This is a genomic window from Paenalicyclobacillus cellulosilyticus (genome assembly GCF_014647315.1).
In the GTDB taxonomy this organism is placed as follows: Bacteria; Bacillota; Bacilli; order Alicyclobacillales; family Alicyclobacillaceae; genus Alicyclobacillus_J; species Alicyclobacillus_J cellulosilyticus.
The window spans coordinates 1-25796 of sequence record NZ_BMOY01000038.1 but is presented as its reverse complement, the minus strand read 5'-3'; the positions used below and the strand labels follow the sequence as shown (position 1 = coordinate 25796).

Annotated in this window: 24 protein-coding genes; 6 read left to right on the top strand and 18 right to left on the bottom strand. The window is 66.6% G+C overall.

The window, feature by feature from the left end:
* Positions 1-155 precede the first annotated feature (155 nt).
* From pyk to IEX97_RS10815, 8 genes are all read right to left on the bottom strand, one after another.
* Positions 156-1910, bottom strand: coding sequence for a pyruvate kinase (gene pyk, locus IEX97_RS10850; RefSeq protein ID WP_188882985.1), 1755 nt, complete (start codon positions 1908-1910; stop codon positions 156-158).
* Between the two features lie 8 nt (positions 1911-1918).
* Positions 1919-2878, bottom strand: a complete 960-nt coding sequence (gene pfkA / locus IEX97_RS10845) for a 6-phosphofructokinase (protein ID WP_188882984.1) — start codon at positions 2876-2878, stop codon at positions 1919-1921.
* A gap of 168 nt (positions 2879-3046) precedes the next feature.
* Positions 3047-4003: an acetyl-CoA carboxylase carboxyltransferase subunit alpha gene (locus IEX97_RS10840; RefSeq protein WP_188882983.1), complete on the bottom strand. Its 957-nt coding sequence runs from the start codon at positions 4001-4003 to the stop codon at positions 3047-3049.
* The gene (accD, locus tag IEX97_RS10835; RefSeq protein ID WP_188882982.1) at positions 3993-4892 is read right to left on the bottom strand and encodes an acetyl-CoA carboxylase, carboxyltransferase subunit beta; all 900 of its coding nucleotides are present in this window, start codon (positions 4890-4892) and stop codon (positions 3993-3995) included. The genes IEX97_RS10840 and accD overlap by 11 nt, the downstream gene beginning before the upstream one ends.
* Positions 4893-4914: 22 nt before the next feature.
* Positions 4915-5112 (bottom strand): glutamate decarboxylase, encoded by a 198-nt coding sequence (locus IEX97_RS10830; protein ID WP_188882981.1) that lies wholly within the window; start codon positions 5110-5112, stop codon positions 4915-4917.
* 53 nt (positions 5113-5165) lie between these two features.
* A complete protein-coding gene (locus tag IEX97_RS10825) occupies positions 5166-5660 on the bottom strand; it encodes a phosphatidylglycerophosphatase A family protein (protein WP_188882980.1) in 495 nt (164 codons plus the stop codon).
* A gap of 62 nt (positions 5661-5722) precedes the next feature.
* On the bottom strand, positions 5723-8734 hold the full coding sequence (gene dnaE / locus IEX97_RS10820) for a DNA polymerase III subunit alpha (RefSeq protein ID WP_229776818.1): 3012 nt from the start codon (positions 8732-8734) through the stop codon (positions 5723-5725).
* Positions 8731-10038: a DRTGG domain-containing protein gene (locus IEX97_RS10815; protein ID WP_188882979.1), complete on the bottom strand. Its 1308-nt coding sequence runs from the start codon at positions 10036-10038 to the stop codon at positions 8731-8733. Before IEX97_RS10815 ends, dnaE begins: the two co-directional genes overlap by 4 nt.
* A gap of 323 nt (positions 10039-10361) precedes the next feature.
* On the opposite strand from IEX97_RS10815, the gene IEX97_RS10810 reads away from it, so the two are divergent.
* Positions 10362-10577, top strand: coding sequence for a hypothetical protein (locus IEX97_RS10810; RefSeq protein ID WP_188882978.1), 216 nt, complete (start codon positions 10362-10364; stop codon positions 10575-10577).
* Positions 10574-10789, top strand: coding sequence for a hypothetical protein (locus IEX97_RS10805; protein ID WP_188882977.1), 216 nt, complete (start codon positions 10574-10576; stop codon positions 10787-10789). The genes IEX97_RS10810 and IEX97_RS10805 overlap by 4 nt, the downstream gene beginning before the upstream one ends.
* A gap of 97 nt (positions 10790-10886) precedes the next feature.
* On the opposite strand, the gene thiE is transcribed toward IEX97_RS10805, so the two are convergent.
* From thiE to IEX97_RS10770, 7 genes are all read right to left on the bottom strand, one after another.
* A complete protein-coding gene (thiE, locus tag IEX97_RS10800; RefSeq protein ID WP_229776817.1) occupies positions 10887-11540 on the bottom strand; it encodes a thiamine phosphate synthase in 654 nt (217 codons plus the stop codon).
* Positions 11537-12367, bottom strand: a complete 831-nt coding sequence (thiM, locus tag IEX97_RS10795) for a hydroxyethylthiazole kinase (protein WP_188882976.1) — start codon at positions 12365-12367, stop codon at positions 11537-11539. The genes thiE and thiM overlap by 4 nt, the downstream gene beginning before the upstream one ends.
* Positions 12364-13305, bottom strand: coding sequence for a bifunctional hydroxymethylpyrimidine kinase/phosphomethylpyrimidine kinase (gene thiD / locus IEX97_RS10790; RefSeq protein ID WP_188882975.1), 942 nt, complete (start codon positions 13303-13305; stop codon positions 12364-12366). The genes thiM and thiD overlap by 4 nt, the downstream gene beginning before the upstream one ends.
* A 63-nt stretch (positions 13306-13368) precedes the next feature.
* Positions 13369-14292, bottom strand: a complete 924-nt coding sequence (gene cysK, locus IEX97_RS10785) for a cysteine synthase A (RefSeq protein ID WP_188882974.1) — start codon at positions 14290-14292, stop codon at positions 13369-13371.
* A gap of 52 nt (positions 14293-14344) precedes the next feature.
* Positions 14345-14788: an arginine repressor gene (gene argR / locus IEX97_RS10780; RefSeq protein ID WP_268238337.1), complete on the bottom strand. Its 444-nt coding sequence runs from the start codon at positions 14786-14788 to the stop codon at positions 14345-14347.
* Positions 14789-14812: 24 nt separating this feature from the next.
* Entirely contained in the window at positions 14813-15382 is a 570-nt protein-coding gene (lepB, locus tag IEX97_RS10775) for a signal peptidase I (protein WP_188882973.1), read from the bottom strand.
* A 513-nt stretch (positions 15383-15895) separates the two neighbouring features.
* Positions 15896-16183: a hypothetical protein gene (locus IEX97_RS10770; RefSeq protein WP_229776816.1), complete on the bottom strand. Its 288-nt coding sequence runs from the start codon at positions 16181-16183 to the stop codon at positions 15896-15898.
* A gap of 145 nt (positions 16184-16328) precedes the next feature.
* Here IEX97_RS10770 and IEX97_RS10765 point away from each other — a divergent pair, with 145 nt between their 5' ends.
* Complete coding sequence (locus IEX97_RS10765; RefSeq protein WP_188882972.1) at positions 16329-16580, top strand: DUF3243 domain-containing protein; 252 nt, start codon at positions 16329-16331, stop codon at positions 16578-16580.
* Positions 16581-16692: 112 nt separating this feature from the next.
* Here IEX97_RS10765 and IEX97_RS10760 read toward each other — a convergent pair whose 3' ends face one another.
* A complete protein-coding gene (locus tag IEX97_RS10760) occupies positions 16693-17385 on the bottom strand; it encodes a metal-dependent hydrolase (protein ID WP_188882971.1) in 693 nt (230 codons plus the stop codon).
* Positions 17382-17768, bottom strand: a complete 387-nt coding sequence (locus tag IEX97_RS10755; protein WP_188882970.1) for a YlbF/YmcA family competence regulator — start codon at positions 17766-17768, stop codon at positions 17382-17384. Before IEX97_RS10755 ends, IEX97_RS10760 begins: the two co-directional genes overlap by 4 nt.
* Before the next feature lie 143 nt (positions 17769-17911).
* Here IEX97_RS10755 and IEX97_RS10750 point away from each other — a divergent pair, with 143 nt between their 5' ends.
* Positions 17912-18364 (top strand): globin domain-containing protein, encoded by a 453-nt coding sequence (locus tag IEX97_RS10750; protein WP_188882969.1) that lies wholly within the window; start codon positions 17912-17914, stop codon positions 18362-18364.
* Positions 18365-18427: 63 nt separating this feature from the next.
* Positions 18428-18958 carry a helix-turn-helix domain-containing protein gene (locus tag IEX97_RS10745; RefSeq protein ID WP_188882968.1) on the top strand — a complete coding sequence of 177 codons (531 nt, stop codon included), beginning with the start codon at positions 18428-18430 and terminating at the stop codon, positions 18956-18958.
* Positions 18959-18979: 21 nt separating this feature from the next.
* Here the strand turns inward: IEX97_RS10745 and IEX97_RS10740 are convergent, their stop codons facing one another.
* Positions 18980-21994 (bottom strand): transglycosylase domain-containing protein, encoded by a 3015-nt coding sequence (locus IEX97_RS10740; protein WP_188882967.1) that lies wholly within the window; start codon positions 21992-21994, stop codon positions 18980-18982.
* Between the two features lie 531 nt (positions 21995-22525).
* Between IEX97_RS10740 and ileS the strand changes: the two genes are divergently transcribed.
* Positions 22526-25654 carry an isoleucine--tRNA ligase gene (gene ileS, locus IEX97_RS10735; RefSeq protein ID WP_188882986.1) on the top strand — a complete coding sequence of 1043 codons (3129 nt, stop codon included), beginning with the start codon at positions 22526-22528 and terminating at the stop codon, positions 25652-25654.
* The last annotated feature ends 142 nt before the right edge of the window (positions 25655-25796 follow it).

Genomic DNA, 25796 nt, shown 5'->3' with positions numbered 1-25796 from the left:
AAATAGTTTGATTTTCATATGAGTGATCCACTTCCCCTTGGGTTAGATTTTTTCGTGAGTTGACACGGGCATCCATCACCCGACGGCACACCACAGCCGCCCGGCGCGCGCCAAGGCGGCCGCAGCGCACCGAAGCGGCCGCCGCATATGGCAAATCACAGCACCTGCGCCCGGCCGCGGTACACCAACCCGTGCTGCGGATCGACCGTGATCTCCATGCCGTCCTCTATCCGGTCGGTCGCCCGCTCGGCGCCGACGATGACCGGCTTGCCGAGCGACAACCCGACCACCGCCGCGTGCGACGTGAGACCGCCCTCTTCGACAATCACCGCCGCCGCGCGCTGCATGGCCGGCACGGTCTCCTCGTCGGTCGCGACCGTGACCAGGATGTCGCCCGGCTCCACGCGCGGCGCAATCTCGCTCGCCCGCTTGCCGACGACGGCGCGGCCGGTCGCGCTCCCTTGGCCAATCCCGGTGCCTTTCACGAGCACATCGCCGATGGTGTGCACCTTGATGAGGTTCGTCGTCCCGTGCTGGCCCACTGGCACCCCCGCGATCACGATGACCATGTCCCCCGGCTTCACCAACCCGGCGTCAAGCGCCCCGCCGACCGCCGTCTCCAGCACCTCGTCGGTGGTGCGCACGTCCGCCACCACCACCGGATAGACGCCCCACACCACCGACAGCCGCCGGGCCACCTCTTCTCTCGGCGTCGTCGCGACGATCACGGTGTTCGGCCGGTGTTTCGCGATCATCCGCGCCGTATGCCCGGACGCGGTCGCGGAGATGATGGCCTCCACGCCCAGTTCCTCCGCCATCGTCTGGGCGGCATGGCCAATGACGTCCGTGACCGTGCGGTCGACCGGGCGCACCCGCCGGTCCATCACCTCGCGCGCGAACAGCGCTGTCTCCGCCCGCTCGGCAATGGTCGCCATCGTCTGCACCGCTTCGAGCGGGTACTTGCCCGCCGCCGTCTCGCCGCTGAGCATGATGGCGTCCGTCCCGTCGAAGATGGCGTTGGCGACATCGCTCGCCTCCGCGCGCGTCGGCCGCGGGTTGCGCTGCATCGAATCGAGCATCTGGGTCGCCGTGATGACCGGCTTGCCCGCGCGGTTGCAGAGGGCGATCATCCGCTTCTGCGCCAACGGCACCTCTTCCGTCGGGATCTCGACGCCGAGATCGCCGCGCGCGACCATCAACCCGTCGGCCACCTCGATGATCTCTTCGAGCCGCTGCAGGCCTTCCTGCGTTTCAATCTTGGCGATGATGGGCGCCTGGTAGTCCTGCTCCTCCAGGATCTTGCGGACTTCGAGCACGTCCGCCGCCTTGCGCACGAACGACGCGGCGAACATATCCACCCCCTGCTCAATGCCGAAGCGGATGTCCGCCACGTCTTTCTCCGTCACGCCCGGAATCCGCAGCGTGACACCCGGCGCGTTGATGCCCTTGCGGTCCTTGAGCACCCCGCCGTTGGTGACCACGCAGTGGATGTCGCGTCCCTCGACCCGCTCGACGCGCAGACCGATGAGCCCGTCGTCGATGAGGATGGGCGCGCCAGGGTACACGTCCTCGACCAACCCTGCGTAGGACACCGAGATCCGCTCCCGGGTCCCGTACTCCAACGGCTCGCTCGTCAGGACGATCCGGTCGCCCGCCGCCAGCTCCACTTGACCGCCCTGGATCTTGCCGGTGCGGATCTTGGGACCCGCGATGTCGAGCATGATGCCGACGTGCTTGCCCGCCTTCGCCGCCGCCTCGCGGATGCGCCGGATGCGCGTGGCGTGCTCTTCGTACGTCCCGTGGGAAAAGTTCAACCGGGCCACGTCCATGCCCGCCTCAATCAGTTTCAGCAACATGTCCGGGGACTCGCTGGCCGGCCCGATGGTACAAACAATTTTGGTCCGTCTCATGCTGCACCTCAAATCGACAGGATGTTGGCCAAGTCGTACAAGCGCATGTCCGGCTGCCGCGGCGTGGTGAACACCGTGTCGAAGTCGACCGCCTGCACCACCCCGTTGCGGGTACCGACCATCTTGCCGCTCACGTTGTCGCGCAACAGCTCCACCGCCGCCGCGCCAAGCTGGCTCGCGAGCACCCGGTCGCGCGCCGTCGGCGCACCCCCGCGCTGAATGTGGCCGAGCACCGTCACGCGCACCTCGAATCCCGTGTGCTCCGCCAGGTACTTGCCGATCTCGATGCCGCTCGCCGCGCCCTCCGCCACGATGATGATGGAGTGCTTCTTCCCGCGCGCGACACCCCGTTCCAGCTTGCGGATGACTTCATCCAGATCGTACGGCGCCTCCGGGATGAGGACCGATTCTGCACCGCCCGCCAGGCCGACGTACATCGCGATGTCGCCCGCGTGCCGGCCCATCACCTCGACGACGTACGTCCGGTCGTGCGACGTGGCCGTATCCCGGATTTTGTCGATGGCCTCGATGGCGGTGTTCACCGCCGTGTCAAAGCCGATGGTCACGTCGCAGCACGGGATGTCGTTGTCGATGGTCCCCGGAATGCCGATGGTGGGCATGCCCAGCTTGTGCAGCGCCTGCGCCCCCCGGAACGATCCGTCGCCGCCGATGACCACCAGGCCCTCAATCCCGTGCTTGCGCAGCACCTCCAGCCCGCGCGCCTGCCCTTCCGGCTGCTTGAACGCTTCGCAGCGCGCCGTGTAGAGGATGGTGCCGCCGCGCTGGATGATGTCGGCGACCGAACCCAGCGTCATCGGCATCATCTCTTCCTGCATCAATCCGCTGTACCCGCGCAGGATGCCCACGACCTCCATCCCGTGGTAAATGGCCGTGCGCACCACCGCCCGGATGGCCGCATTCATGCCCGGGGCGTCCCCGCCACTGGTCAAAACGGCGATCTTCCGCACACAACGTCCCTCCATCCTCGTGGTCAACCCGCACAAGTCGTCCGGTGGCATGAAGAAAGGCAGCGCCCGCCCCGATGCGCAGAGCCCGGCGCACGGCCCGGCCTGCGCCGGGCCCGTCCCGGGACCCGGCGGCCGGCGGGGACACAGCCCGCTGCCATCGCCTCTGGCCTAGGTTTCCAAAAACACGCCGATTCGCCGGTACTTATCGTACCGCGCCCGCAAGAGATCGGCAACATCCATCCGGGTGAGTTCGGCGAGCGCCGTCACCACCTTCTCCTTGACGACGGCGATCATCCGGGCGGGGTCCTTTTGTGCCCCGCCCTTCGGTTCCGGCAGCACCTCGTCCGCGACGCCGAGGTCCAGCAGGTCCTGCGCGGTCACCCGCATCCGCTCCGCCGCCTGCGGCGCCAGGCTGCTGTCCCGCCAAAGGATGGCGGCCGCCGATTCAGGCGAGATCACGGAATACCACGCGTACTCGAGCACGTAGATGCGGTCGGTGATGCCGAGCGCCAAGGCGCCGCCGCTGCCGCCCTCGCCGGTGACGACGCAGACCGTCGGCACGCGCAGGCCGGCCATCTCGCGCAGGTTCTCCGCGATGGCCACGCTCTGCCCGCGCTCCTCCGCCGAACTGCCCGGGTACGCCCCCGCCGTGTCGATGAAGAAGATGACCGGGCGGCCGAACTTTTCGGCTTGCCGCATCAGGCGCAGCGCCTTGCGGTATCCTTCCGGGTGCGCCATGCCGAAGTTGCGCTGGATGTTCTCCTTCGTGTCGCGCCCCTTCTGCGTGCCGATGATGGTGACCGGGCGGCCGTCGAGGAGGCCGATGCCGCCGACCACCGCTGGATCGTCCCGGAAGCTGCGGTCGCCGTGCAGCTCCAGGAACTCGCTGCACATCCCCTGAATGTAATCGAGCGTCGTCGGCCGGCCGGGTTGGCGCGCCATCTGCACCCGCTGCCATGCGGTGAGGTTGCCGTAGATCTCGTCGGACAGCTCCTCCAGCCGCCGCTCGAGCTTCGCGACCTCGTCCGACAGGTCGATCCCGCTCTCCTGCATGAACTGGCGCAGTTCGTCGATCTTGCGCCGCAGGTCCGCCAGGGGGCGTTCGAACTCGAGCTCACCGGGCATGCGTCCACCCCCCGGCGTGGATGCGGAGGATGGCGGCGAGCACGTCCCGCAACTCCTTGCGGTGCACCACCCGGTCAATCATCCCGTGCTTGAGCATGAACTCCGCGGTCTGGAAGTCGTCGGGCAGCTTCTGCCGGATGGTCTGCTCAATCACCCGCCGCCCGGCGAAGCCGAACATCGCCCCCGGCTCGGCCAGGATGATGTCGCCCAGGCTCGCAAAGCTGGCGCTCACCCCGCCGGTGGTGGGGTGGGTGATGACCGTGACGAACAGCACCCCCGCCTCGTGCATCCGGCGCAGGGCGAGGCTGGTCTTCGCCATCTGCATCAACGACAAAATGCCTTCTTGCATGCGGGCACCGCCGGAGGCGGTGAACAGGATCATGGGGTAGCGCTTCTCCGTGGCCCGCTCGATGGCCCGCGCGATCTTCTCCCCGACGGCGGAACCCATGCTCGCCGCGATGAACCGCGCGTCCATCACGCCGAGGACCACGGGGTGTCCGGCGAGCGTGCCTTCGCCGGTGACGACCGCTTCGGCGAGCCCGGTTTGCTCCTGCGCCTTGCGCAGTTTCTCCGGGTAATCGGGGAATTGGAGCGGGTCCGCCGACGAGAGCCCCGCGTCGTATTCAAAAAAGCGGCCGTCGTCGAGCGTCCACTCGATGCGCGTCCGCGCGTCCACAGGAAAGTGATGTCCGCAATGAGGGCAGGTGTTCAGGTTCTTCTGCAACTCCCGCGCGATGAGGATCTCGTTGCACGACCCGCACTTGCTCATGAGACCCTCCGGGATGTTGTCCTTGACGACTGGTTCCTTCGCACGGGGAGGAGCCTGCGCGGTGCCTGGCACCGTCAACGTCGCGTAGTGGCGTTTTTTCGAAAACAAGTCCTTTAGCACTTCCTCACCTCGCGCGAAGCGCTCATTCCGGAGATGAACGGAGGATGTCTTTCAACACTTCCTGCACCTCGTCCAGTTCGCTCTCCGGCACGAGGATCTCGTATTGGTCCTTGGCCACGTGCGTCTGGCGTACTTTCGGAAAAAAGCCTTCAGCCAAGAGGCGATCCCGCACGTGTTCAGCCACTTTGGCGGATGGTGCGATGTAGATGACGGTCCACACGGCGCTCTCTCCTCTGTCCTCCTACAGAATTATAGAGGTTGATGAAAACAGGGTCAAAACGGCGGCAGTTCGTCGTCGTACGACTGGGTGCGGTGCTGGTGCGCCAACCGGGCCGCCGCCGCAGCCGCCACGCCGGCGACGAGATCGTCCAAGAACACGTGGATGCGGTCCGGGGCATGGTTGAGCTTGCCCACCACACCGAGCTTGATTTTATCCAGGTAGCCGAAGTTGGTCAGCCCGATGGAGCCGTAGACATTCGTGATGGAGAGCGCCAGCACTTCGTCGCAGCCGTACAGCGGCTCGTCGCTCTCCATGATGGCCTGCAGCGGTTGCGGCAAAAGCCCTTGCTCCGCCAGCGCATCGAGCGCGATGCCCGTAAAGATGGCGTGCTGCACCTCGCGCTTCGCCAGCACGTGGCGCACGTTGTCCCGGCACTGGTCCATGGTGATGTCCGGATGGTACGGACGCTGCAGTTCGTAGACGATGGCCGCGATGTCGTCGATCTCGACCCCGCGCGCGCGCAACTGTTCGATGACCTGATGATGCACGCCGGCATCCTCCTCTCCCTCGTTGCATGGATGGCTGTCCCCGCCCATGTGCCGGCCCGCGCTCAGACGCCGCGCGGACTGCGCGGCCACGGCCCCAGGCGCGCGTTCCCCAAGCCGACAATCTCCTCCAGCGCGCTGATCAGTTCCGGTTGCGGCGAGACCGACCAGCGGGGCTCGAGCACGCGCAGGCGGCGCTTGCTTCCATCGTAGAGCGCGACGCGGGTTTCGCCTGGATACATGCCCAACACCTGGCGGACGCGCCACAGGGCTTGCCGCGCGCCTTCTCCCGCCGCATAGCGGATATAGAGGACCTGCGGCGGGGATGGCGCGGGCGCGGGTGCAGGCGCTGCGTCGTCGAGCAAGAGCCCCGCGGCGAGGCGCGCCCCTTCCGCCGCGGCGTACGCTTCATCGAGCGCATGCAGGGCGGCCTGCCGCGACATGCCGCCCGGCAACAGGCCCGCGAGCGCGCCCGCGGCAAGCAGGCTCTCGACCGCCTTGCGGTTGCACATGCGCGGGTTGACCCGCTCCACAAAATCGACGAGCGAGCGGAACGGGGCCTCCCGGCGGGCGGCGAGGATGGCGTCCACCGCCGCGCGGCCGACGTTGCGCACCGCCAACAGCCCGGTGCGGATGGCGTCGTCCGCCTCAACCACGTAGAGCGCCTCGCTGTGCTGCACGTCGGGCGGCAGGATGCGGATGCCGTGCTGGCGGGCGTCCCGCTCGTAGGCGCGCAACTTGTCCGGCGACGCGATGGACATGGACAACAACCCGGCCAAGAAATCCGGCAGGTGGTTGGCGCGCAGGTACGCCGTCCGGTACGCCAGAACCGCATAGGCCGCCGCGTGCGAGCGGTTGAACCCGTAGTCGGCGAAACGGACGATGAGGTCGTACACCTCATTCGCCACCGCCTCGTCGTACCCGCGCGCCAGACAGCCGGCGACAAAGCGGGATCGCTCTTGGTCGAGCACCTCCCGCTTCTTCTTGCTGACCGCGCGGCGGAGCAGATCCGCCTCGCCGAGGCTGAACCCGGCCATCCGGGCGGCAATCTGCATGATCTGCTCCTGGTAGACGATCACGCCGTACGTGTCGCGCAGAATCGGCTCCAGGTCCGGGTGCGGATAGCGGATGGGGGCGCGCCCGTGCTTGGCGGCCACAAACTCCGGGATGTGTTCCATCGGCCCCGGCCGGTACAGGGAGATGACCGCGGCGATGTCCTCCAGATTCGCCGGCTGCACCTCGCGCAGGACGCGCCGCATCCCCGGCGATTCGAGCTGGAAGCAGCCGTCCGCCTCGCCGCGCGCCAGCATCGCGTACGTCTTCGGATCGTCCTCCGGCACCTTGCGCCAGTCGATGGCCCGCCCGGTGCGCCGCGCGACGCTCGCCGCACAGTGGTCGATGAGGGTGAGCGTCCTCAGGCCGAGGAAGTCCATCTTGACGAGGCCCAGCCGCTCGATGTCCTCCATCGCGTACTGGGTGACCGGGATGCCGTCGGCACCCGGTTCCACCGGGACGAGGTCCGTGAGCGGGACAGGAGAGATGACCACACCGGCCGCGTGCACGGAGGTGTGGCGCGGGAAGCCCTCCAGGCGAACCGCCGTGTCCCACAATGCCCGCAACGGCGGGTGCCGGTCGAGAAACTGGGAGACGGCCGGCACCTCCGCCATCGCCTTTGCCAGCGTCATGCCCGGCTGACCCGGGATGAGCTTGGCCAACTGGTCCACCAGCCCCTTGTCCGCGCCGAGCACCCGTCCGGCATCACGCACCGCGGCGCGGGCGGCCAGGGTCCCGAACGTGCCAATCTGCGCGACCTTATCGGCTCCGTACCGAGCCACGACGTACTGGATGACCTCCATGCGCCGCTCATACTCGAAGTCGGTGTCGATGTCCGGCCAGCTCACCCGCTCCGGGTTGAGAAACCGCTCGAACAACAGGTGGTGGCGGATGGGATCCACGTCGGTGATGCGCAAGGCGTACGCGACCAAGCTCCCCGCCGCCGATCCCCGGCCCGGCCCTGTGGCGATGCCCTGCTTGTGGGCGTAGCGGATGAAGTCGGCCACGACGAGGAAGTAGTCGGCAAACCCCATCCGCTCGATGACCGAGAGCTCGTAGTCGAGCCGTTCCCGCACCGCCGGGGGCAGATCCCCGTACCGCTGCCTTGCCCCCGCTTCGGCCGCGCGGCGCAGCACGGCGGCCGCCTGCTCGCCGTCCGGCGTAGGGTATCTCGGCAACAAGACCTGGCCCAAAGGCAACTCCAATCGGCAACGCTCCGCCACCAGGGCGGTGTTCGCAAGCGCCTCCGGCAAGTGCACGAACCGGCGCGCCATCTCCTCGGCGCTCGCAAAGTGGTACCGCTCTCCCTGCAGCCCGCGCGCCCCTTCCGCACCTTCAATCTGCGCCAACACCCGCTGCAATTCGGCGTCCGCCGGTTCCAGGTAGTGCACGTCGTTGGTGGCCACCATCGGCAGGCCGCGCCGCCTCGCGCTTTTCACCAAGCCGGGGAGCCCGCGGCGCTCCTCGGGCAACCCGTGGTCCTGGATGTCGACGTAGAGCGCCCCTTTGGGCCAACGTTCCATCCACAGGTCGAGCCATGTTTCGGCCTCCGCTTCGTCCCCCGCCGAGAACGCCCGCAGCACGCGGGACTCGCCGCCGCCGATGAGCGCCACCACGTGGGCGGCGTGATCGGCCAACTCATCGAGGGTGACGCAGGGCAGCCGCTCGCGCGATCTCGCCTTGGTGACGAGGCGAACCAACTGTTGGTAACCCGTGAAGTCTTCCGCCAGGAGCACCGCCGTGTCGAGCGCCGGCGCCATGTTCCTGCGGCCTGGCCCTGGATCCTCGGCAAGCGGCGCCTTCGCCACCTGCATCTGCACACCGACGATGGGGCGGATGCCCGCCGCCTTCGCTTCCACATAAAACGACACCGCGCCGTACAGCGCCAGGGTGTCGGTCACAGCCACCGCCGGCATGCCGTACTCCGCCGCACGGCGGACGAGATCGCGGATGCGGAGCGCCCCCTCGCGCAACGAATACTCGGTGTGCACATGCAGGTGGACAAAGCCGGACACGTTGGTCACCTCTCCCAGGTCTGCACGGTCACGAGCGCCTTGGCGGCTTGGTCCGAGCCGTCGAACACCTCGACCTCGACTTTGGCGAACCGGCGCCCGGAATTGAGGGTGCGCGCCCGCACCTCAATCTTCGAGTCGACCGACACAGGTTTCAGAAAATAGAGGGTGAAATTCTCCACCACCATTTCGATGCTGCGCGACCGCTGCAGGCATAAGATGGCACACGCTTCCATCAGCGTCGTCAAAGGGCCGATGGCCAACGTGCCGAGGTTGTTCGTCATCTGCGGCGTCACCTCGCCGATGAGCGAGAACGACCTGTCCTCGTTGCGCACCTCGCTGAACCCTTGCAGCACCTGATCCCGCAAGGTCTCCGCCACCTGCGGCTGGCGGCTCATCATCTGCAGCGCGCGCATGACGTCCTGGCGGCTGATGACGCCGATGAGCTTCCGGTTCTCGACCACCGGCAACAACTCCACGCCTTCCCACACCATGCGGTGGGCGGCGGAGGCGACGGTCGTCTTCAGCGATGCGGTGACGACGTGGCGCGACATGTGTTGCTCGATGGGATCGTCCGGCTTGGCGTCCGCCACATCGCGGGCGGTGACGATGCCCACCGGGCGGCCGTGCGCATCGACGACGGGGATGCGGCTGTGCCCGGTCTCCTCGACGAGGAGGAAGTAGTCGCGCACCGTCTTGTCGCGGGTGAGCACCGCGAGCGGTGCCCGCGTCACGATGTCCTCCACGAACAGGATGTCCTTTTTGATCAGCCGGTCGTAGATGGCGCGGTTGATGAGCGAGGCGGTGGTGAACGTATCGTAGGCGCAGGAGATGAGCGGCAGCGCCCGTTCGTCCGCCAGCCGCTGCACCTCCGGCGAAGCCTCGAACCCGCCGGTGATGAGCACCGCCGCCCCGTGCTCCAGGGACAACCGCTGCACCTGCTCCCGGTTGCCGACAATCATCAGGCTCCCGGGCTCGATGTAGCGGACAATGGCGTCGAGCTGCATGGCGCCGATGATGAACTTCTGCAGGGTCTTGTGCAGCCCGTCGCGGCCGCCGAGCACCGTCCCCTCGACGATGTTGACCACCTCGGCGAACGTCAGGCGCTCGATGTTCGCCTTGCGCTTGCGCTCGATGCGGACGGTGCCGATGCGGTCCATGGCGCTCACCAGCCCGCGCAGTTCCGCCTCTTTGATGGCGCGGTACGCGGTCCCTTCGCTCACCGCCAGCTTGCGCGCGATGCCGCGCACCGAGATGTGCGTGCCGACCGGCACGGATTCGATGTAGCGCAGGATCTGTTCGTGCTTGGTGGCCATGGGGCGCACCCTCCCGCAGCGGATATCCGCACCCGGCCGTCCACGCCGCCGGGCATGCATGGTCTCACGTCATGACGTATCACGTCCGTTCGGACAGAACGGTATCCTGCAGAACAACCTCCGGCAGAACGACGGCAGCCCGCAGAACCGCGGGTTCCTGCCGGTATGATACGATGAGGAAGCGGGTGTGGACAATGGTTGGCAAACAAGGACAAAAAACCGTCATCCGCACCCTCTCTTTTTAGAATGGGGATTAAAACCAGCTTGCACGGACAACAATAAGGAGTGATAGAATGCAAACCATGCTTTAGGAGGTTGCAGAGATGAAACAGATTCCGTCGACGCTCGCCGTCGCCGTGCTGCTGCTCATCGCCGCCGCCTGGCCGTCGGTCGATGCGTGGTCGGAGACGAGCGCCACGGCACACTTCTTGGTCCACTGCCTGTACCTGTGCGCAGGCGGGCTGTTCGGCCTGCAGACGGCATGGTGGATGCACCGGCCGGTGACCTGGCCGGCCGAAGAAGCGAGGGTCACGTCATGAAGCGGACGGCACGGCAAGCGACGTGGGCCGCGTACCTTGGCGTCATCTGTGTGCTCGTGGGCATGTCGCCCGCCGGGGCCGACCTGATGGATCGCGTTCCGGTTCTGCACGCCGTGTGGCACCTGTGGCTGTTCATCGGCGCCGCGCTCATGGTGTACGGCCTGGAGACGCTGCGCTGGTTGACACGGCGCCACCGCCGCACGGCGGCTTGACGCGCAGGGCCGCCCGCGGACAAGCGGGCCGGCCCTGGGCGGGAAAACGGATGGTCCGGCAGCACACGCGAACCGGCAGGCGACGCGCAGTGCAAAACTAAGCCCGCGCGGCGCGCGCCTCGTCCACCAAGGTTCGCAGGCGTGCGGCCGCCGCGCGGGGGTCCGCCGCGCTCATCACCGCCGACACCACCGCAATCCCGCTCACGCCGCACGCCAACACCTCGGCCGCGTTGTCCGCCGTGATGCCGCCGATGGCCACGACCGGGACGTTGACGCTGCGCATAATCTCGCGCAGGCCGCCCATCCCGGTCAGGCCGGCGTCCGGCTTCGAACCCGTCGGAAACACGGCGCCGACGCCGAGATAGTCCGCGCCATCCCGCTCCGCCTGGCGCGCCTCCGCCAGGGTCTCCGCCGACACCCCGATGATGGCGTCCGGTCCGAGGATGCGCCTCGCGTCGCGGCACGCGATGTCGTCCTGCCCCACATGGACCCCGTCCGCCTCGACCAGGAAGGCGACATCGACCCTGTCGTTGACCAAGAACAGCGCCCCGTGTTCGCGTGTGAGCTTGCGCACCGCACGGCCCAGTTCCACGAACCGCCGCCCGAGATCCTGTTTGCGCCGGAGTTGAACCGCGGTGGCGCCGCCCGCGAGCGCCGCCGCGACGGCAGACAGCAAGCTGTCCGCGTCCGGCCGCTCATCCGTCACCACGTACAGGCGCAGCTTGTCACGCCAATCCGCCGGCCGCATCATGCCATCCGCCCCTCGTCCAGCACCTCGACGCGTGCCCGCGCGACGGCGTCCTCCGGGGTCAGGTGGTAAAGGGCGTCGAACAGCCGCGCCTGGAACGTCCCCGGCCCGTCCGCGCGCGCAGCCGCCATCTCCGCCGCCACATTGAAGCAGGTGATGCCAGCGATGACCGCCGCCGCCTGCACCGCCACGTCCGCGCCGCGGCCCGCCACGCCGACGAACGCACCGAGGATGGCGGTGAGCTGGCAACCCGATCCGGTGACGGCCGCGAGCAGGGGGTGGCCGTTGCGCAGCGCCCACACCGTCTTCCCGTCGGTCACATAATCCGTCTCACCCGTGGCGACGACGACACACCCGCGCTCCGCGGCGTACGCGCGCATCGCCTGCGGCAGACCGGCCGCCGCGCCGGCCGCATCGACACCCTTCACGGCGCCGCCCGCCCCGAGCAGCACGCCGATCTCGCCCGCGTTGCCGCGCAACACAGCCAACCGGAGCTCGTCACACAACGTCCGCGCCGTCTCCGTCCGGTACGGGGTCGCGCCGACGCCCACCGGATCGAAGACGACCGGCACGCCCGCGTCGTTGGCCGCCCTGCCGGCGCGGCGCATGGCTGCGACCACCCGCTGGTCGAGCGTCCCCATGTTGAGGGCGAGCGCCTGCGCCAAGCGCGCCATGTCCGCAACCTCTTCTTCGGCGTACGCCATCACCGGCGAGGCGCCGATGGCCAACAGGGCGTTGGCCGCTACGTTGGTGACCACCAAGTTCGTGATGTTATGGACGAGCGGGCGCTCACCGCGGACCTTGAGCAGCCACTCCCCGATGTCCGTCATACCGGATTCCCCCTTCGACCGGCGACCTCTTCCCAAGTGCCGCCGACGTACGCGTAGCAGCGGCCTGCCGACAAGCCGTGCACCACCTGAGCCGGGGCGGAATGGTCCGTCGGTCCGTGCCCCCCGCCCACGTCCCAATCCTGCGCGCGCCGGATGGCCTCGCTGATGAACGCCTTCGCCGACGCAATGGCGTCGATCCACGACGCCCCGGCCGCCCGCGCCGCGGTGATGGCGGCGGAAAACGTGCAACCGGTGCCGTGGGTGCGGTGGCTCGGGATGCGCATCGCCGCGAAATACGTGAACGCATCGCCGTCGAACACCACGTCCACCGCGTGCGGCACGAGGGATCCGCCGTACGGGCTTTGACCCGCCCAGTCTTTCTGCACGTGGCCGCCCTTGATGACGACCAACCCGCCGCCGGTAAACCGGAACAGTTCCCGCGCCGCTTGGTGGCAGTCGTCCCACGACACAATCCGCCCGCCCACCAGCGCCTCCGCCTCCGGCAGGTTGGGGGTGACGACGCTCGCCAGCGGCAACAGGCGCTGTTTGAGCACACTCACCGCGTCCGCGTCGAGGAGCGGCTCGCCGCCCTTCGCGACCATGACCGGATCGACGATGAGCGCGCGCACCGGGTATTCCGCAAACCCTTCCGCCACCGCCTCGATGATGGCCGCGCTGCCGAGCATCCCGGTCTTCGCCGCGTCCGCACCGATGTCGGTCAGGACGGAACGCATCTGTTCCCGGACGAACGCCGGATCGACATAGCGCACCCCCTGCACCCCCAGGGTGTTCTGGGCGGTCAGGCCGGTGATGACCGAGGCTCCGTAGACGCCGAACGCGGCGAACGTCTTGAGGTCCGCCTGGATGCCCGCACCGCCGCCGCTGTCCGACCCCGCCACGGTGAGCGCCCGTACCACGTGTCCGTTGACCCGCAGCATGTCCCGTCTCTCCTTTCGACCCGCCGTGCTGCCGTGCGCCTGGGCGCGGCGCCGCGCCTCCTGTCAGCCGAACAGGTCGGACGACAAGTACCGCTCGCCCGTGTCGGGCGCGAGGCACAGCACCCGCGCCTCCTTCGGCAGCTCCTTCGCCACCCGGATGGCCCAGAAGGCGGACGCCGCGGCGGAAGCGCCGACGAGGATGCCCTCTTCGCGGGCCAGGCGGCGCGCCATCATCTGCGCGTCCTGGTCTTGGATGAGAAAGATCTTGTCGAACACCTGGCGATTGAGGATCTTGGGGACGAACCCCGGGCCGGTTCCCGGGATCTTGTGCGGTCCCGGCTTGCCGCCCGACAACACGGGCGATCCCGCCGGCTCCACGACGTAGATCTTCAGGTTCGGGATTTTCTTCTTCAGCTCTTCCCCGGCGCCGGTCACCGTGCCGCCGGTGCCCGCCGTGAGGACGAACGCGTCCAGTCGCCCCGCAAACGCCTCATAGATTTCCACCGCGGTGGTGTGCCGGTGGGCGTCCGGGTTGGCAGGATTTTCGAACTGCATGGGGATGAAGCTGTCCGGGATCTCCTGCGCCAAACGGTTCGCCTCGTCGATGGCCCCTTGCATGCGCAGCGACGCCGGGGTCAGGTGCACCTCCGCCCCGTACGCCCGCAGGAGCTTCACCCGTTCTTCGGTGGCATTGTCGGGCATCGTGATGATGCAGCGGTAGCCGCGGGCGGCGCAGACCATGGCGAGGCCGATGCCGGTGTTGCCTGACGTCGGTTCAATGATGACCGACTTGCCGGGCGTGATGAGGCCGCGCCGCTCCGCGTCCAAAATCATGTTGAGCGCCGGGCGGTCCTTGACGCTGCCGGCCGGGTTGAAGCCTTCCAGCTTCATGTAGACCGCCGCGCCGTTCGGATCCGGCACCTTGTTCAAGCGGACAATCGGCGTGTTGCCGACGAGATCGAGGATGGAGTCGTACAGTTTGTGCATGTCGCTTCGCCTCGTTTCTGAGCGTGTCTCGGCATATCCCTGCGCACGTGGTTCATGACGGCGCGATGAGCGATGCGACGCGCTGCGCCGCCTCGTCGTCCGTGCAGATGAGCAACAGGGTGTCGTCCCCGGCGATGGTCCCTAGCAGGCCGTCGATGTTCACGTTGTCAATCATCGCGCCGACCGCATGGGCGTTGCCGGGCATCACCTTGAGCACAAGCAGGTTGTTGGCGCGCGCGATGGAAAGGAACACCTCCGCCAGTTTGCGGCGCACCGCGTCCAGGGAGACGGTGGTGGTGTGCACCGGTACGGCGTATTTGTAACGGCCGTTGCTGCCGACCACCTTGATGAGCTGCAGTTCCTTGATGTCACGGGAGATGGTGGCCTGGGTGACAGGGAAACCGGCCTCTTCGAGGGCACGCACCAGCTCCTCTTGGGTCTCGATTTCCCGCTGGCTGACAATCTCCCGGATTTTCATCAACCGCTTCTCCTTCACGCCCTCCCCTCCTCTTCGGCGCCTTCACTGCTCGATGACCTTCGCCTTCCACAGCGGCCAGATGACCAAGTCGGCCCGCCCGATGATGCTCGATCTCGGCACGAACTTGTGGGTCCACAGCCTGCTGTCGTCGGAACGGTTGCGGTTGTCGCCCATCATAAAATAGCTGTCCGGAGGCACCTTGTACGGACCAAACGTGCCCAACGTCGGCACCGACAGGTACGGTTCGGCCAACGGTCGGCCATTGATGTAAACCCGCCCGCCGCCAATCCAGACGGTGTCGCCGGGCAGACCGATGATCCGCTTGACGAAGATGGTCTTGGGGTCGTCCGGCCAGCGGAACAACACCACTTCGCCGCGGTAAGGTGGCATCAACTCGGTCGCGACGTGGTCCACCAGAATGAAACACGGGTTCGGTATGGTCGGATACATCGAGCTGGTGGGCACCTCGGCAAAACTGAACACGTAATGGACGAACAGCTTGGCCAAGCCCGCGCCCACCGCGATGGGCCAGAGCCAGTTCCACACCACCCGCAACACACTCGGCGAACTGGACCGCGGCGCACGTTCCTCTTGCGCAGACCGTCCTGCCATGGTTCACCTCAACATCCGTGCGCTGCCGCGACCTCTGCGCTGCCGCGCGGTCTTTGCACAGGTTGATGGTATCAGTATGACGAACAGAGGCGCCAATTTCCACTTGTCGCGCCGGACAATGCGGCCGCTTGTCCGCACCGGACATATACCTGTTCCCATTGGACCACGCCGGGCGGGCAGGATGCAACTGGGACGCGCGCGGCGAGAGATGTGGGCAAGTTTCGCCAAAAAAGTTGAAAATCTCTCATCCGCAAGGCAGGGATCTGTGATACAATGCCGTATGTAGTAGAAGAAAGAGATTCCGGCAGGTCGGCAGACTTGACCGTTCAGGAGTGGCGTGTGTGGAGTTTTTGGGAGGAGCCATTGATCCGGTCGTCACCATTTTGTTGTGCCTGATCAGCGCGGCGGCCATCGTCTGGACAACGGCGAAGAAGGCCTGAGACACACATCAACAAGCCCGGCCTGTCTCGTGACGCCTCGGCCGCGCAGCGGCAAGTGCCGGGCCGGCGGGAATCAGTGCGCCCGCCGGCGCAGCCGCACCTCTCCCGCGTGCGGAGCAGGTGCGATTTCCTTTTCTGCCAACATGCGGCTGCGTTCCCGATCTGCGCCCACCGCGAAGTACACATTGGCCGCGAACGCCAACCCGGCAAACAGGATCCACAGCATCGAAAACGTCCCCGCCCATCCCGGCCGCAACGCGGGCAGGCGCGGTACCCCGTACGCCAGCAACGACAAGAGCGCGCACGCATACACGAACGACCGCACCCGGGAGCGCGCCATCCGCACCTTCCACCGTCCCACGTACCCAACCTCCTTTGTCCACGACACCACACGATATGAAGCCAAGGCCGTGGATATGCATCCGGCACATGCATACAAGATGCGGGAACATGGGACCCTGATGAATGCGTTCACCCCATGTTCACCGGAGGAGGGCAGACACCTCATGGACGTGCTTGAAAACTTCGAACGATGGAAGTCGTTCCTCGGCGAGCAGGTGGATAAGGCGCAGGCGATGGGCGTCTCGGACGACCAGATTGCGTTGGTGGCCAAGAAGATGGGGGATTTCCTCGCCAACAAGGTCGACCCGAAAAACCCGCAGGAGCGCCTGCTCAAAGAGATGTGGGACATCAGCGACGAGGACGAGCAACGCACGCTGGCCAAGATCATGGTGAAGTTGGCAGACCGGGCGCACTGACAGGCTGCGAAAAGGGCTGCATGCCGGGCCGCCGCAGCGGCCCGCGCTGCCGCCCCGCCCGCTTGTCCCGATACAGCGCACGCAGCGGCCATGCCGCGCGCTTACGGGCCCGTTACGCCACCGGGACCTCCCAGGTCTCGCCCGGTTGCATCACCTTGACCGCTTGCCCTTGTTTCCCCAGATCCTCCGCAAACGCCTGCGGGTCCTGGCGGATGAGGTCAAACGTGTTGTAGTGCATCGGCACCACGTAGCGGGCGCGCAGCCACGACGCCGCCACCTTGGCGTCCTCCGGGCCCATGGTGAAGTTGTCGCCGATGGGCAGCGCGGCCACGTCAATCCGGTGCCGCTCGCCAATCAGCTTCATGTCCCCGAACAGCGCGGTATCCCCCGCGTGGTAGAACGTCACCCCGTTCATCGTCACCAAGAACCCGCACGGATTCCCGGCGTACACGATGCCTTCTTCCGTCTCGAGACCCGATCCATGAAATGCGATGGTCAGTTTCACCGTGCCGAACGGGAATGTGCGTGCGCCGCCCAGGTGCATCGGATGGACGTTCAACCCTTTGCGCCCAAAATACATTGCCAGTTCGAACGGGGCGATGATGACCGCACCGGTGCGGCGGGCGATGGTTTCCGCGTCCCCGACGTGATCGCCATGGCCGTGGGTGAGCAGCACCGCGTCCGCCCGGATGGCGTCCGGCGTCACGTCGGCCACCGGGTTGCCGGACAAAAACGGGTCGATGACGACCGTGTGGCCCGCGTCCGCGAGCGAAAAACAAGCGTGCCCGTGATACGTGATCTTCATCGTTTCTCTTCCCCCTCTTCCGTGGGCAGAGGCAGCAACGCCTCTTCGATGGTCTCGGCAAGGATGCGCTGCACATCCGACCAAAAGACGCCCCATCGATATTCGGCTTCCAGGTACTGGCGCACGTCCTGGTGGAGCATGACGACCTCCGCCAACTTCCGGAGGCGATCCGCCTCCTGTGCGTCCGCCTGGCCCGCCAACCGTCCGGCTTCATACGCCAGCTGCTGCCGGCGGAAGTCTTGGAGCATGCGCAGCGCGGCGGGATCCTGTTCAATCTGCTGCCTAAGCCGCTTGAGCTCTTGAAACACTTCGGACGAACGAATGGCGCGCGCGAGCTCGTGCACCTTGTCGTACGGGTTGTTCACACCGTCGCCCGGCTGCATCGCGTCCCTCCCCTCCCAGCGTGATCGAAAAGTGGACCCCATGGTGTGCGTCGATTTACAGTATAGCCCAAATCCGCGCACACAGGCGGCGAATGCGCTATACTGCAAGGCGAAGACCCGTCCTTTGAAGGAAGGGAATGCGGATGACCGAACCGGCGAAGACCTTGTACGAAGCGGCGGGCGGCGCCCCGACCATCGCGCGGCTGGTGGAGGCGTTCTACCGCCGGGTGGCGGAAGACCCGGTCCTCCGGCCGCTGTTTCCGGATGACTTCACAGAGGTGAAAGCACGCCAAACGCGGTTCCTGACCCAGTTTTTCGGCGGCCCGCCCCTGTACACGGAGCAGTATGGCCATCCGATGCTGCGCTACCGCCACCTGCGCTTCCGCATCACCCCCAAGCATGCCGAGGCGTGGCTGGCCTGCATGTCGGCCGCGATGCAGGAGACGGGCATCACAGGACCGCTGTACGACGCGATGTTTGAACGCCTCAAGCGCACGGCATACCACATGGTGAATACGCCCGATGAGGACGCGGACCGGCCGACCGGCCAGGGCGCGGACCGAGCGGGCGGGCTGGTCGGGATCGACAACGCATGACCGGGCGGTCTGCGGCGCAGGCGATCCCTGATCAGGCCACCCGGTACGGCGAGGAGGATGCGCATGACCATCGGTGCCCGCATCAGCACATGGCGCAAGCAGCGCGGCCTCTCCCAGGCGCAGTTGGCCAAGGCGGCCGGCGTGAGCGCCAGCGCCATCGCGATGTACGAGACGAACCGCCGTACCCCGGATGAAGCGGTGCTGGCGCGCATCGCCGCCGCACTCCAAGTGTCGACAGCCGAGTTGCGAGGAGAGGACGACGTCCTTCCACCCTCCGTGACGAGCGAAGGCGGCACAACCCGCGAAACAGACATGGTGAGGGAAACGGCGGCGGCGGAGCCCGCCGAAGCAACGCGGCCGGAAGGGGCGGTGGAGCGCCCTGCGCCCGCGGCGGACCGGACCGGGGTGATTCTGGCTGAGCCGCCACAAGGAGAACGCTTCCCCATCACCCTCGAGGAAGCCCGCTTCATTGTCTTCCTGCGCCTGCATCCGGAGTGCATCCCGTTTGTTCAGGAATACATGGCGGCCACCGACCAGCAGCGGGCGCAGATGGCCCGGACGCTGCGCCTCATCCGGGCATTCCAGGGTCAATGACGTCCGGCATGCCGAGCATGCTCACGGCGCGGAGCCACCCCATCCGGAACCGGGGCTTGTGCCATTGGACGACGCGCTTGCGCTGGGCGCTGTCCCGGTGCCGGGCTGCGTACCGCCGCCAGGCTGCGCACCGCCGCCAGGCTGCGCACCGCCGACGGGCTGTGTACCGGTGCCGGGCTGCGTACCGCCGCCGGGCTGCGTACCGCCGACGGGCTGCGTACCGCCGCCAGGCTGCGCACCGCTGCCGGGCTGCGTACCGCCGACGGGCTGCGTACCGCCGACGGGCTGCGCACCGCTGCCGGGCTGCGTACCGGTGCCCGGTCCTGTTCCGCTCGGCGCGGCCGTCGTGCCCGGAAAAGCGCCGCTCGGCGAAGTCCCGGTGCCGGCCGGCCCCATCCCTGGTGTCGCAGTCCCGGGTGAGGCTCCGGCGTTCGGATTCGTGCCCGCGCCCGGCGTGGTCCCGGCATTCGAGTTCATGCCCGCACCCGGCGCGGTCCCGGCGTTCGGATTCGTGCCCGCACCCGGCGCGGTCCCGGCGTTCGGATTTGTGCCGCCCGTGCCGGCGCTTGTCGACGGCGCCGGCATCCCGGGCACCTGGAACTGGATGGTCGCCGGATCGCCCACCGTGTCGCCGGTACTCGGATCGATGGCTTGGACGGAATACAGGTATGTGGCGCCAGGCAGCACGTCCACGTCCTGGTACATCTCCTGGCTCGTGACGCCAATGATCTGCGGCGTGGCGTCGAACGCGCCGGATGTGGCGGCGGGTCCGCCGCTGCCCGTGCCGGTCCCGCCGGCGGAAGACGTGTTGCCGGCGGAGGCGCCGAGATCGCCTAACCCCATGCCTCCGCCTGCGACGGTGCCCTCACCGGACGTCCCGAGGCCGCTTGCTGCCGACGTGTCCCCCGGCGCGGCCCCCGGTGCCGTGCCCGTATTCGGCAGGGCGATGGTGGCGCGGCTCACCTGGAAGTTGACCTGCCCGTTCATCGGCGAGCGCCACGTCAAGTCGACGCCGCCGATGTTGGCGTCCCACTTGGCGGCGAGATTGGCCACCGGCGCTCGCGAAACGCTGCCGCTGCCGCTCCCCGTCGCCGCGCTCATGAAGCTGTACTGTTGCGGCGTTTGCCCGGCCAACACCTGGCGGGCGATGTCGCGCCAGATGCTTGCGACGTAATTCCCCGGATAAGGATACCAATTCAAATGGTACGCATCATCGCGCTGATCGTACCCCAGATACACCGATCCCACCAGATTCGGCGTGTAGCCGTCGAACCAGACGTTGCGCACCCAGTCCGGGTGCGGACCGGTGAGCGCCGAGTCGAATTGGACGGTGCCCGTCTTGCCGGCCACAGGCCAACCCGGGATCTGCGCCATCACCCCCGTCCCCTCGCGCACCACATCCTCCATGATGGACGTCATCACGGCGGCCGTGTGCACCGACATCACGCGCTTGGGTGTGCCTTGGAACTGGTAGATGACCTGTCCCTGGTCGTTGACAATCTTGGTGATGAGATGCGCCGGCTCCATCACGCCGCCGTTGGCGAACGCGCTGTACGCCTGCGCCATCTGCAGGGGATACACACCCTTCTCCATCCCGCCGATGGCGATGCCGAGGTGCTGGCGGTCGCCCGCCGTGAACTGCAAGCCCATCCGCTCCGCAAAATCCACCCCTGTCTGGATGCCAATCTGCTGCAGGAGCCACACCGACGCCACGTTGTAGGAGTGGACCAAGGCGTCGTGCAACGTCGCCGTCGGGGGCTCCCCCGGTTCGTTGCGCGGGATGTAGCCGCCGCCGAAGTCGTGCGACTTGTTGTTCAGAATGGAGTTCGGCGTGAACTTGCCGCTCTCAATCGCCGGCGCGTACTCCAAAATCGGCTTGATGGACGATCCCGGCGAGCTGTACGCGTACACCCGGTCGTACCCGCCCGGCGTCCACCCGTCGCGGGTCGATCCCGCCGCGCCGAGGATGCCGCCTGTCTTCGGATCGATGAACACCGCCGCGCCTTGCACCTGATGGCCGTGGATGGGCGGCGGGAAGTCGTTCGGGTACGCATCGTCCCAGAACACCCGGTTGATGGCGTTCTGGACGGCCGGGTCGACCGTGGTGTACACCTTCAGGCCGCCCTGGAGGATGGATTCGCTCGAGATGCCGTTGCGCTCCGCGTAGTCAAGCAAAAACTGCGTGAACAACGGCTGCTGGTCCCACGCGTTGGCGAGCACGTGCGGCGAGAGGCCGAGGCCCTGCTTCTCGGCCGCCTTCGCCTGCGCCTCGGTGATGTATCCGTACTTGGCCATGTTCTCCAGCACTTCGTTGCGCCGCTTGAGCGCCGCCGCCGGGTGCAGGATGGGATCGTAGGCGCTCGGCGCCTGCGGCAGGCCGGCCAAGAGCGCCGCCTGCGTCAGCGTGAGCGCGTTCGGGTTCTTGGCGAGATCGATCCCGAAGTAGCGCATGGCCGCCTGCTCCACCCCGATGCAGTTCTCGCCGAGGAACACGTGGTTCAGGTACATGGCGAGGATCTCCTGCTTGGTGAAGTAGCGGTTGATCTGCACCCCGAGGATGATCTGCTTCAGCTTGCGGCTGAACGTCTTCTGGTCGTTCAGGTAGACGATTTTCGCCAACTGCTCCTGGATGGTGCTGCCGCCCTGCGCCAGGCGGCCCGTCCACAAATCGACGAACGCGGCGCGGAACAACCCGCGCAGGTCGATGCTCGAACTGTCCCAGAAGTTGTGGTCCTCCGTCGCCACGATGGCGTCCTGCAGGACCTTCGGGATCTTTTCATAGGGCAAGTAGGTGCCGTTGGGCCCGGTGATGGTCAGAAACGGTGAACCGTCGCGCGCGTAGACGACGGTCGGGCGCGCGTTGGTGATCTGCTCCAATTTGGCCGCGTCGAACGGGGTCAGCTCGATGACCGCCGTGAACAACACGACGAACGCGGCCACCGCCATGACGAATGTGGCCAACAGGATGAGCAACGTCTTGACGAAGACCTGCCCTCGGCTGCGCCGGCGGACCTTGGTTTTGTTCGGCTTCGGCAACGCTGGGCATCTCCTTCCGCAAGACATGGTGCGGGCCGCATCCGCCCGGGGCGGGCCCGGTTGTCTTCCCTGCATGAGTTTGCTAAACTACAGGATACATCGCCGGAGAACGGACGACAACGATACGGACGACGAGGATACGGGCGACAACTGCATCACGCCGACGCGATGACGAGGCCGAGTAGGCCGGCGGGATGGTCCACAGAGAGTGGGGCGCGGCTGAGACCCCATACCACCCCCCGGCGCGAACATCCCCTCGGAGTTCCCGCCGAACCCGCAGCAGTCTGCGGCAGTAGACCGGGACGGGTCTCTCCCGTTTTCGAGAGACGGACGTGCGGAGTCCGCGCGTCCGGCAGATGGAGTGCCGCCGGGCGGATGGCGACCGGTGTCCGGCAGGCGCTAAGTAGGGTGGTACAGCGGGTGCATCAACTCGTCCCTGCGCGGGACGGGTTTCTTTTTTACGTCCGCTTTTGTGTTGCGGCCGTCTTTCGTCGTCCGTTTGCCGCAAGCGAAGAAAGGAGCCAGGCCACGATGATCCGCAGGGTGGATGCCAAGGAACGGGCGCGTGACCGCGAACAGCGGATCCTGGAATTTTGGGAGGCGCATCAAGTCTTTCAAAAAAGCGAAGAAATCCGCCGCGGCGGGCCGGAGTTCGTCTTCTACGAAGGACCGCCGACCGCCAACGGACGCCCGCACTCCGGCCACGTGCTCACGCGCGTGATGAAAGACGTCTATCCGCGCTACAAGACGATGAAAGGCTACCACGTCGAACGCAAGGCCGGCTGGGACACGCACGGCCTGCCGGTGGAGATTGAGGTGGAAAAGAAGTTTGGCATCAGCGGCAAGAAGCAGATTGAGAAATTCGGCGTGGAGCGCTTCATTGAGGCGTGCCGCGAGAGCGTCTTTCAGTACGAGGCTGTCTGGCGGGAGATGACAGCCAAGCTCGGCTACTGGGTGGACCTCGATCACCCATACATGACCTTGTCCGACGACTATATCGAGTCGGTCTGGTACTTGCTCAAGACCATCTACGACCAGGGCTACCTGTACCAGGGGCACCGGGTGAGCCCGTACTGCCCGCACTGCGAGACCACCCTCTCCAGCCACGAGGTGGCGCAAGGGTACAAGGACGTCAAGGACCTGTCGGTGACGGCCAAATTCCGCGTCCTCGCACCTCCGGCGGACGTGCCCACGTTCTTCCTGGCCTGGACGACAACGCCGTGGACGCTGCCGAGCAACGTGGCGCTCGCCGTGCATCCGGAGCTGCGGTACGCGCTCATCCACGCGGCCGATCGCGGCGAGCGGTACTGGGTGGCGGACGACCGCAAAGCCCAGTTCCTCCAGCCGGGGGACGAGGTGGTGGAGACGAAGACGGGCGCCGAACTCCTCGGCATCGCCTACGAGCCGCTCTTTCCGTACGTTCAAGTGGAGGGCCGCAAGCACATCGTCGTCACCTCCTCCCACGTCACGGCCGAGTCGGGCACCGGCATCGTCCATTTGGCGCCCGCGTTCGGCGAGGAGGACTACCGCGTCTGCAAGGAGCACGGCGTGGTCTACGTCAACTTCGTCGACCTCTCCGGCCGCTTCACACCCGAAGTGACCGACTTTGCCGGACGGTTCGTCAAGGACGAGGAGACGAACGTCGACATCGTGAAACACCTGGCGGCGCGCGGGCTCGTCTACGAGAAACACAAGCACGAGCACGCCTATCCGCACTGCTGGCGGTGCGACACGCCGCTCATCTACTACGCCATCGACAGCTGGTTCGTGCGCACCACCGCCGTCAAGGACCTGATGATTGCCAACGCGAAGGCGGTCAACTGGATGCCGGAGCACATCCGCGACGGACGCTTCGGCAACTTCCTCGAGAACATGGTGGACTGGAACCTCTCGCGCAGCCGCTACTGGGGGACGCCGCTGCCCATCTGGGTGTGCGACCAGTGCGGAGAGCGGGCTTGCATCGGATCGAAAGCCGAGTTGCAAAGCAAGGCCGGGCGCTTGCCCAAGGAACTGCACAAGCCGTACATCGACGACATCACGTGGCGGTGCGCGTGCGGCGGGACGATGCGGCGGGTGCCGGAGGTCATCGACGTCTGGTTCGACTCCGGGAGCATGCCGTTCGCGCAGCTGCACTACCCGTTTGAAAACCAGGAGGCGTTTTCACGCCTGTTCCCCGCCGACTTCATCTCCGAGGCGGTCGACCAGACGCGCGGCTGGTTCTACAGCCTGCTCGCCATCTCCACGCTCGTGACCGGCAAGGCGCCGTACAAGAACGTGTTGGTGCTCGGCCACGTGCTCGACGAGCAGGGCAAGAAGATGTCGAAGTCGAAAGGCAACGTGATCGATCCGCTCGAAGCCATTGAAATGCACGGCGCCGACGCGCTGCGCTTCTACTTCTTGTCCAACACGCAGCCGTGGAACTCGCAGCGCTTTTACCACAAGGCGGTGGCGGAGAGCAAGGCGAAGTTCATCGACCTGCTCCAGAACGTGCACGCGTTCTACGCCTTGTACGCGAGCCTGGACGGCTTTGCGCCCAGCGCGCACCAGCTGCCGCCCGCGAAGCGCTCGCTCATGGACCGCTGGCTCCTTGCGCGCTTGCACGACCTCATCCGGCGCGTGGACACGGCCATGGAGGCGTACGACGCGACGACCGCAGCCCGCCTTTTGCAAGACTTCGTGACCGACCTGTCCACGTGGTACGTGCGGCGCGGGCGCGAGCGCTACTGGGCGAGCGGCATGGGCGACGACAAGGTGGCCGCGTTCCTGACGCTGTATGAAGCCTTGGCCACCGTGGCCAAGCTGGCGGCTCCCTTGGTGCCGTTCATCGCCGAGGACATCTACCAAAACGTCGTCCGCAGCGCGGACCCGCATGCGCCCATCTCGGTCCACCTGTGCGACTTCCCGCAGGCGGATCCGTCGCTCATCGACGAGACGTTGCTGGCCGAGATGGACCTGGTCATCCGCGCCGTCGAGATGGGGCGTTACCTGCGCAACGAAGCGAAGATCAAGACCCGCCAGCCCTTGTCGGTGCTCTATCTGCCCAAAGACCAGGAGGCCGTCCTGCGCAAGTTCGAAGACGTCATCCAGGACGAGTTGAACGTCAAGCGGATTGAGTACGTCCACCTCGATGCCATCGCCAAGCCGGAGCTGTACCTCAACCTGCGGGCGGTAGGCCAGGCGTACGGGAAGTTGGTGCCGGTGCTGAACGAGGCGGCCAAACGGGCGACGCCGGAGCAGATCCGAGCGTTCTTGGAGACCGGTGTGGTGGAATTGGAAGGATGTGCTATCCGCGCCGACGAAGGGCACGCGGAACTGCGCTACCATCCGAAGTTCGCAGGCGTCATCCAGGTGACGCCGCGCGGCTTCGCGGGCCTGTGCACCGAGCTGACGCCTGAGCTCATCGAGGAAGGGTACGTGCGCGAGATCATCTCGAAGATGCAGATGATGCGCAAGGAGGTCAATTATAACGTCACCGATCGCGTCGTCTTCTCTGCGCAGGGCGACGCGGAGGTCATGCGCATCCTGCAAGACCATTACGACGAGATCGCCGCCACGGTGCTCATCGAGCGGCTCGAACTCGAGCCGATGGCAGGAGATCTCACGAAGGAGTGGGACGTCAACGGCAAGCGGTTGACGCTCTCCGTCCGCAAAGGAGGATAACGCGTGTCGTTGGAGACGCATGAACCACCCCATCCTGATGCCGGTCCGGCCCCGGCAACGCCGGCCGCGGCGGGCGTGGCCGAAACCGACGGGCCGCATGCGGGCGCCGCGGCAGGTCCGGCCGCGGGTGCTGCCGCAGGCC

What these genes read in the sequence shown, in the direction of transcription:
- cysK (WP_188882974.1), bottom strand. Translation starts at nt 14,292, where the DNA reads ATGCACAAACTGTACGACTCCATCCTCGATCTCGTCGGCAACACGCCG.
- IEX97_RS10745 (WP_188882968.1), top strand. Translation starts at nt 18,428, where the DNA reads ATGACCATCGGTGCCCGCATCAGCACATGGCGCAAGCAGCGCGGCCTC.
- ileS (WP_188882986.1), top strand. Translation starts at nt 22,526, where the DNA reads ATGATCCGCAGGGTGGATGCCAAGGAACGGGCGCGTGACCGCGAACAG.
- thiE (WP_229776817.1), bottom strand. Translation starts at nt 11,540, where the DNA reads ATGATGCGGCCGGCGGATTGGCGTGACAAGCTGCGCCTGTACGTGGTG.
- IEX97_RS10815 (WP_188882979.1), bottom strand. Translation starts at nt 10,038, where the DNA reads ATGGCCACCAAGCACGAACAGATCCTGCGCTACATCGAATCCGTGCCG.
- pyk (WP_188882985.1), bottom strand. Translation starts at nt 1,910, where the DNA reads ATGAGACGGACCAAAATTGTTTGTACCATCGGGCCGGCCAGCGAGTCC.
- IEX97_RS10750 (WP_188882969.1), top strand. Translation starts at nt 17,912, where the DNA reads ATGACCGAACCGGCGAAGACCTTGTACGAAGCGGCGGGCGGCGCCCCG.
- lepB (WP_188882973.1), bottom strand. Translation starts at nt 15,382, where the DNA reads ATGGCAGGACGGTCTGCGCAAGAGGAACGTGCGCCGCGGTCCAGTTCG.
- IEX97_RS10760 (WP_188882971.1), bottom strand. Translation starts at nt 17,385, where the DNA reads ATGAAGATCACGTATCACGGGCACGCTTGTTTTTCGCTCGCGGACGCG.
- IEX97_RS10840 (WP_188882983.1), bottom strand. Translation starts at nt 4,003, where the DNA reads ATGCCCGGTGAGCTCGAGTTCGAACGCCCCCTGGCGGACCTGCGGCGC.
- IEX97_RS10805 (WP_188882977.1), top strand. Translation starts at nt 10,574, where the DNA reads ATGAAGCGGACGGCACGGCAAGCGACGTGGGCCGCGTACCTTGGCGTC.
- thiM (WP_188882976.1), bottom strand. Translation starts at nt 12,367, where the DNA reads ATGACGGACATCGGGGAGTGGCTGCTCAAGGTCCGCGGTGAGCGCCCG.
- IEX97_RS10765 (WP_188882972.1), top strand. Translation starts at nt 16,329, where the DNA reads ATGGACGTGCTTGAAAACTTCGAACGATGGAAGTCGTTCCTCGGCGAG.
- IEX97_RS10755 (WP_188882970.1), bottom strand. Translation starts at nt 17,768, where the DNA reads ATGCAGCCGGGCGACGGTGTGAACAACCCGTACGACAAGGTGCACGAG.
- thiD (WP_188882975.1), bottom strand. Translation starts at nt 13,305, where the DNA reads ATGCTGCGGGTCAACGGACACGTGGTACGGGCGCTCACCGTGGCGGGG.
- IEX97_RS10810 (WP_188882978.1), top strand. Translation starts at nt 10,362, where the DNA reads ATGAAACAGATTCCGTCGACGCTCGCCGTCGCCGTGCTGCTGCTCATC.